Source organism: Arthrobacter sp. NPDC056493, assembly GCF_042795115.1.
Lineage (GTDB): Bacteria > Actinomycetota > Actinomycetes > Actinomycetales > Micrococcaceae > Arthrobacter.
In genome coordinates this window covers 1-7,005 of the sequence record NZ_JBHTSL010000106.1, presented here as the reverse complement: position 1 = coordinate 7,005, position 7,005 = coordinate 1, and the positions used below count along the sequence as shown (strand labels likewise).

At 65.2% G+C, this 7,005-nt stretch carries 8 protein-coding genes; 3 read left to right on the top strand and 5 right to left on the bottom strand.

Features of this window, described 5'->3' with window-relative positions; genetic code table 11:
- Nucleotides 1-32 precede the first annotated feature (32 nt).
- Nucleotides 33-320 (bottom strand): hypothetical protein, encoded by a 288-nt coding sequence (locus tag ACFQ50_RS24115; RefSeq protein ID WP_377998159.1) that lies wholly within the window; start codon nucleotides 318-320, stop codon nucleotides 33-35.
- A gap of 62 nt (nucleotides 321-382) precedes the next feature.
- Nucleotides 383-2,014: an alkaline phosphatase D family protein gene (locus ACFQ50_RS24110; RefSeq protein WP_377998158.1), complete on the bottom strand. Its 1,632-nt coding sequence runs from the start codon at nucleotides 2,012-2,014 to the stop codon at nucleotides 383-385.
- A gap of 381 nt (nucleotides 2,015-2,395) precedes the next feature.
- On the opposite strand from ACFQ50_RS24110, the gene ACFQ50_RS24105 reads away from it, so the two are divergent.
- Entirely contained in the window at nucleotides 2,396-2,860 is a 465-nt protein-coding gene (locus ACFQ50_RS24105) for a hypothetical protein (protein ID WP_377998156.1), read from the top strand.
- Between the two features lie 82 nt (nucleotides 2,861-2,942).
- On the opposite strand, the gene ACFQ50_RS24100 is transcribed toward ACFQ50_RS24105, so the two are convergent.
- Entirely contained in the window at nucleotides 2,943-3,410 is a 468-nt protein-coding gene (locus tag ACFQ50_RS24100; protein WP_377998154.1) for a hypothetical protein, read from the bottom strand.
- Nucleotides 3,411-3,865: 455 nt separating this feature from the next.
- Nucleotides 3,866-4,333 (bottom strand): hypothetical protein, encoded by a 468-nt coding sequence (locus tag ACFQ50_RS24095; protein WP_377998152.1) that lies wholly within the window; start codon nucleotides 4,331-4,333, stop codon nucleotides 3,866-3,868.
- A 231-nt stretch (nucleotides 4,334-4,564) separates the two neighbouring features.
- On the opposite strand from ACFQ50_RS24095, the gene ACFQ50_RS24090 reads away from it, so the two are divergent.
- Nucleotides 4,565-5,881 carry a class I SAM-dependent methyltransferase gene (locus ACFQ50_RS24090; RefSeq protein ID WP_377998150.1) on the top strand — a complete coding sequence of 439 codons (1,317 nt, stop codon included), beginning with the start codon at nucleotides 4,565-4,567 and terminating at the stop codon, nucleotides 5,879-5,881.
- 55 nt (nucleotides 5,882-5,936) lie between these two features.
- Nucleotides 5,937-6,638 (top strand): type 1 glutamine amidotransferase domain-containing protein, encoded by a 702-nt coding sequence (locus tag ACFQ50_RS24085; RefSeq protein WP_377998148.1) that lies wholly within the window; start codon nucleotides 5,937-5,939, stop codon nucleotides 6,636-6,638.
- A gap of 21 nt (nucleotides 6,639-6,659) precedes the next feature.
- Here ACFQ50_RS24085 and ACFQ50_RS24080 read toward each other — a convergent pair whose 3' ends face one another.
- Nucleotides 6,660-6,926, bottom strand: a complete 267-nt coding sequence (locus ACFQ50_RS24080; protein ID WP_377998160.1) for a hypothetical protein — start codon at nucleotides 6,924-6,926, stop codon at nucleotides 6,660-6,662.
- Nucleotides 6,927-7,005: the final 79 nt, after the last annotated feature.

Sequence of the window (7,005 nt, the reverse complement as noted above, 5' to 3'; positions counted from 1 at the left end):
GGTGGTTGCCAAGTTAGGGAGCGGGAAAGGGACTACCGCCCCGGGTTCGGATCCACGCTCTCTCCGTCGGGCAGCCCGCCGTCGTCCTGGAAACCGTCGTACTGAAGGCCGGAAAAGTCCTGCCCGTCCGCTGCCGGAGCACCCGCGAGTGTGGCTGTCTCACCGTGCTGCAGCTGGTCTTTGTGACGGGCTTCCTGAAGATGCTGTTCCAGCTTCTCTTCCGCGTCCCGACGGCGCTGGCCAACGGTGCGCATCTGCTGGGTGGTGGGGGCCGCATGTGCGTGCAGGTGCGGCCCATGATCCGGAAAGAACTCGCTCATAGTGGAATCGTCCCACCAGACGGGCAGGGTGGCTACCGGTCCTGCTCGTTGAGCCTGCCCGGTCAGCGCTCCGGGTTCAGGTCCTTGCGGAAGATCACCGCGCCGTTGGCGTTCCGGAGCGTGACCGAGAAGACGTCGTCCTCGCCGAGGTCCACATGGCCGAAGTACTGGCTTTCGCCGCTGCGCGGGGACTCGCCGGCATAGGCGCCTGCCCGGGAGAAGACCACCTCGGGGCCGAAGGTGGCGTCCATCTGGTTGGGGCCGAAGCTGCCGGCGTTAATGGGCCCGCCCACGAACTCCCAGAAGGGGTCGAAGTCGTGGAAGGCGGCGCGCTCGGGCGAGTAGTGGTGGGCGGCCGTGTAGTGGACGTCCGCGGTGAGCCACACCACGTTTTTAACCCGGTTGCGCTTGAACGCGGACAGCACGCGCGCGATCTCGAGTTCCTTGCCCAAGGGGGCACCGGCGTCGCGGTTCGAGAGGGACTCCTGGTTGACCGGACCGTCAGGGACGATGATGCCGAGCGGCAGGTCCGCGGAGATCACCTTCCACGTGGCCCTGGACTTGCTGACCTCGCGGATGAGCCAGTCGGCCTGTTCCTGGCCAAGGATGTGGGTGAGGTTCGTTTCCTTGCCGTCCGTGTTGGGGTCCTTGAAGGTGCGCATATCCAGGCAGAACACGTCCAGCTGGGGCCCGCGGGTGATCTTGCGGTAAATGCGGGCCGGTTCGAAGCCGGTGCTGCCGTCGCTGAGTTGGGCGATGGGCTGGTACTCCTGCCAGGCCTGGCGGCCGCGGGCGGCGAGGACGTCCACGCGGCGCTCGGTGTAGCGGGAGTCGGTAAGGATCTGCCCGGGATACCAGTTGTTGTGGGTTTCGTGGTCGTCCCACTGGGCGATGACAGGGACCTCCGCGTAGAGGGCGCGGATGTTCTTGTCCATCATGTTGTAGCGGTGCCGGCCGCGGTACTCCTCGAGGGTTTCGGCCACCTTGGAGACCTCTTCAGTGACGAGGTTGCGCCACACCTGGCCGTCAGGTTCGGTGACCTGCGCGGCGATCGGGCCGTCGGCGTAGATGGTGTCGCCCGAGTGGATGAAGAAGTCCGGCTTGGCGGCAAGCATGGCCGCGTACCCGCGCATGCCGCCGATCTCCTCGTTGATGCCCCAGCCCTGGCCGGCCGTGTCGCCGGTCCAGACGAAGCTCTGGCCGCGTTTGGTCCCGTTGCTGCGGGACCAGGAGCTGTTGGCTTTCGAGCCAGGCGCGGTGCTGAACGAGCCGCGGGCAGCCTCGCCGGCGTTCCCGTCCGGGTCCTCGAAGTGCATCGTGAGCGCGAAGCGGGTTCCCGCCGGGAGGTCACGGGCGGCGATCTTGGAGGTGAAGTCGGTGGCGTCGCTGGCCGTGGTGCCGCGCAGCACACGGCTGAAGGCGCGGCTGCCGCGGAGCGCGGACCCGCCCTCGTCGACGGCCACGAGATTGGCGATAAGCCGCCCCGCGCCCGATGCCCTGGACCACAGGACACCGGAGTTGGTGGTGACGTCTCCGGTGGAGATGCCGGACGGGAGCGTCAGCCGGTTTCGGACCAGGGGAACGGCGGCGGGGCGGGCGGCGTGCGCCGGGACTACAAGTGAAGGGGCGACGGCGGCGGCACCGGCAGCGGCGATGGCACCTTTGAGGACGTTACGGCGGGAGAGAGGAGTCATGTGCCCATGGTTGACGGGCCGGGTTAAGGGCCGGCGACGTCGGGGTGAACCGGGTCGATCGCGGCAGTGACAACCAGATCGAATTCCTTGACAAATAATGAATTTGTCTTCCCAAGCGTGAGAGGCAGGGTCTAATATCCTGCATCTAGGCATTAATCAAAGACGCTAATGCCGAGAGCTGACCTTTACTTTGTAAGGGGAAATGAGTGGGAAATCTGATGCCCGGCATCTTTCCTCGCGGCAACTCATTTGCGGTCGTCTCTTGCGAGAGCCGTTTCCTTTCGAATATTCGACGTAAATGATCATCGTATTTTCTTGCGCACTTTTCGGCCACTTTGCCGTGCGCATTTTCCCCTGACGACATCTTGGATGGAGTTTGCAATGAAGAAGCTTCTAGTACTGACAGGACTGCTGACCGGCCTCGTAGCCGGAACGGGGGCCGTCGCCACCGCCGCTCCGGAGCCCATCGGGACCGTCACTCTGACTCTTAAAGAGTGTGGCTACAGGATTGAGGCTGTGGTTACAGGTAAGGCGGGTGTCAACGAACTTTCAAATGGAGCCACCATTTTCACCGCCCCAGGACAAGAGGTGACGCTCACCAACGTGAAGACCGGTGAAAGCGTAACCTTCGGCATCACCGGAGCAAGCCATGTGGAGAATGTGTCGCCGAACCGCGTCGAAATAACGGCGACAGGAAGGAACGTTCTTACAATTCCAGAGGGCGACAGGAAGGGTATCTATCTTACGATTGGCTCCGTCACATACGTTCTTGATGGAAGAGGAAGGCAAATCAGCCCCTTCGAAGGCACCGGACAAGTCACGGATATCTGTGCACTGCTGGCTTGAAAGGCGCTAATTGACGCGCGCAAAGCGGGTGGCTGGCATTCCTGCCAGCCACCCGCCGTCGTGCGTTGTTCGACTAAGCAGTTCAGCGCGAAGGTGCCTCATCCACGAACGCCACCGGGGCCACGGCTTGCTGGTAGAGCTTGAGGGCGTCGGGCACGGCCAGGTTGCCGAAGTTAAGTGAGAGCTGCAGGCCCTCGAGCTGGGCGTTGGCGGACTCGGCCGCGCTGACTTTTTCGCCCAGGGCCCGGGAGTTGGCGAAATTCGTGGCGAGGGCAGCGGCGACAGAGAAAATCACGGCGCCCAGACAGAGGAACCGCCACACGATGGAGTCGTCGCCCAGGGAAAAGATCCCCTGGACTGCCTCGGTGAATCCGGTCCCTCCGACGGCGGGACCGGCGGTGAGCATGGCAGCCAGCGCGCTGCCTACGATGCTGATGTTTGAGAGCCGGTTCCGGCGCGGCCGCTCCCGCCCCAGATAGGAGCGGATGGCCTGCTGCTTTTGGTCGATGCGCTCCGACAGCCGTTGCCGCGTATCGGCGGATTCGTCCATGGTCTCTTACAGCCTTTCTCCCCCGTCGACGTTTTGGATCAGGATCCCACCGCACTCATGCCGGGTCCAGACTCGCCTAGCCGGTTCCACACTTGCTTTGGGCGCAGAACAGCAGGGCCCCGACTCGAAGTTCCGCCGGGGACACAGCGGCCGGAGCTGTCGCTAAAGAGCCGTGCCTCTACTGAGGGCTATGGACTTGGTTGTCAGGGCACCCCGCGTCTCGCCAGCTCCTGCTCGGCAGCGACACGCATCAGCCTGAAATGGCGCCTCGCCTTCGGAGCGCGGCCAGGACCGGGTGCGTCGGCGGAGTCTTCGCGGTCACTTGCCCACTGGCGCATCACTTCAACTCGATCGTTGTCTGCTGACTTCAGATCTCTTTCAAAATCCGGCAAGGACTTCCACCACATGGTTGCCACAAGGTCAGCCTAGCGGCGGGCAGGCGAATCGCTGGAAGCTCAGCGCGAAGGCGCCGCGTCCACGAAGGCCACGTGGGAAACGCATTGTTTATAGAGCAGGGCCGCTTCGTCGATCTCGATGCGGCCGAAGTCCAGGGACAGCTGCAGCCCCTCCAACTGGGCGATGGCCGTCTCCGCGGCACTGACCTTCTCGGCCAGGGACTGCGAGTTGGCGGAGTTCGTAGCGAGGCCGGCCCCTACGGACAGAACCACCGCACCCAGGCACAGAGCACGCCACACGATCGAGGCGTCAACCAGGGACAACGTGTCCTGAACTGCTCCGGTGAACTCCGTACCCCCGAACGCGGGACCAGCCGTCAACAGAGCAGCCAGCACACTGCCAATGACGCTGAACTCCGTGAGTCTGTGGCGGCGGGGCAACTGCCGTCCCAGATACGAGCGGATCTCCTGCTGCTTCTGATCGATGCGCTCGGACAGCCTCTGACGTGTTTCCGGTGAATCGTCCATGATTGCCACCAGCTTCCCTCTCCGAGAGTGCCTGCGATCAGGATCCCACCGCGCCGGTTCCCGGTCCAGACACGGCTGCTTCCCGGGCTGGCACGGCCCGTCCACTGCCAGACAGGCCATTGCGAGACAGGGTTGTCTCCCTGTCCGGTGCAGGCAGGCTTGTGTACGTTATTGCCACGGGACTGCAATGGCGCAGGCGCCGAGCTGGGCAGCGGACGAGAGGCGACGAGGATGGCAAAAACGACCGGAGCGGCACCAAACCTGGCCAAGGCACTGGCCATCGTCCTCGGCACCGGGGAGTTGGGCAAGGGAGACCCGGGCACCGATCAGATACCGGTCCGGCTGCGGGCGTGGGACGGCTCGGAAGCGGGCCCCGAAGGTGCCCCGCTCATTGAGTTCACTTCCCGCAGAGCGCTGCGGCGGATCCTCTGGTCACCCGGGCAGCTGGGCCTGAGCCGCGCGTACGTCGCGGGCGAAATCACGGCACACGGCGACATCTTCGCCGCCTTCGCGGCGCTGAGCTCCGCCGGCAAGTTCGCCGAGCCCGGGCCATTCAGTCCGCTGACGCCCCGGGAAGTGTGGACACTGGCGAAGACCGTCATCCGGCTCGGCGCGCTGGGCCCCAACCCCGCTCCCCCGCCGGAGGAAGCGAAGGTGGAAAAGCACGGCAGGCGGCACAGCAGGAAACGGGACGCCGCCGCGATCTCGCACCATTACGACGTCGGCAACGACTTTTACCGGCTGGTGCTCGGCCCGTCGCTGGTCTACTCGTGCGCTGTCTGGTCGGACGAAAACACTGGTCTGGAGGCTGCCCAGGAGGAGAAGCTCGATCTGGTCTGCCGCAAGCTCGGGCTAAAACCGGGCATGCGGGTGCTGGACGTGGGCTGCGGCTGGGGAAGCTTCGCGCTGCATGCGGCCGGGCGGTATGGGGCGAGCGTCGTCGGCATCACCCTGTCCACCGAGCAGGCGGAGCTCGCCCGCAAGCGGGTGGCCGAGGCCGGGCTGACAGAACTGGTGGACATCCGGGTCCAGGACTACCGCGATGTGACCGACGGGCCCTTTGACGCGATCAGCTCCGTCGGCATGTCCGAACACGTCGGCCGCGAACAGCTGAACCGCTACGTCTCGCAGCTCCATGGCCTGCTGCGGCCCGGCGGTCGGCTGCTCAACCACGCCATCTCCTGGAACGCCGGACCCACCGAGGACGATCCCGATTCCTTCATCCCCCGCTACGTCTTCCCCGACGGCGAGATGCTCAGCCTGGGCGAGATGGTGGTGGCACTGGAGGGCGGCGGCTTCGAAGTGCTCGACGCCGAGGCCCTCCGCCGGCACTACGCCCTGACCCTGCGTGCCTGGGTGAAGAACCTTGAGCAGCAGTGGGACGAGGCCGTGCGCCTGACGTCCGAAGGCCGCGCCCGCATCTGGCGGCTGTACATGGCAGCCAGCGCTCTCGGCTTCGAGGGCGGACTGACCGGCGTCACCCAGGTGCTGCTGCAGAAGGCCGGCGGCGAGGAGCCCGCGCTGCGGCTGAGGAACTGGGCCGGCTGAGCGCCGCCGGTTGTCACCCACGAGACCAAGGAAAACCACATAAGGAGCAAGGACAATGGCTAACATTCTGATGGTCGTCTCGGCCGCCGATTCGCTGACCATGAAGGATGGCAGCCAGCACCCCACCGGATTTTGGGCCGAGGAGGTGGTGGTGGCGCACAGGACCCTGCAGCAGGCCGGGCACACGGTGGATTTCGCCACTCCCGGCGGCGTCAAACCCACCGTGGACAAGCTCAGCCTGCAGACGGACACGGTGGGCAGCGAGGAACGGGCGGAGGACTTCCGCACCTACCTGGAGATGATCGACGTCGACCTCTTCGCACCGCTGGTGCTTGCCGACGTCGATATGGCCGGGTACGACGCCGTGGTCCTGCCCGGCGGGCACGGCCCCATGGCGGACCTGTTCCAGGACAAGGACCTCGGCCGGATCCTCGTGGAGGCCGACGGCGCCGGCAAGATCATCGCGCCCTTCTGCCACGGCCCCGCCGGCCTGCTCAGCGCCACGGCCGACGACGGCGCGTTCGCCTTCGCGGGCCGCAAGGTGACGGTGTTCGCCAACTCCGAGGAGATGGGCGGCGGCACCGGAGAGAACACGCCCTGGTTCGTCGAGACCGCCCTGAAGGGGAAGGGCGCCAACGTGGAGACCGGCCCGGACTGGGCCAGCCACGTGGTGCGCGAGGGCAACCTGATCAGCGGCCAGAACCCGCAGTCCAGTGAGGACGTGGCCAAGGAGGTCATCAAGGCCCTCGCCGAGTAGGCGTTGCTTTAAGCGAGCCCGTCAGTCGCCCATGCCGGGCTGGACCCGCACGAAGTCGAGCTTGTTTCCCGGGTTGCTCCGACTTTTCTGGTGGCGCGAGAATCCTCTCGCGTCCAGATGGTTCTGGGCGCGGAACTCGGCCAGTGCTTCGTCGTACGCCTGGTTGAGCCGCTTGCCGGAGACCTCCTCCACCGAGCCATCGGAAAAGGTGAGGGAGACGAGGATGCTCTCCGGGAAATGCCGGTTCATCCGGATGAAGCCTTCGGCATCCTGCTGCAGATTGATCAATGTGGTCCGCTTTCTGATCGAGAAGTTCCAGTCTCCCGCACTTTCAAACAAAAGTACGACGGCGGGAGGCCGGCAGATC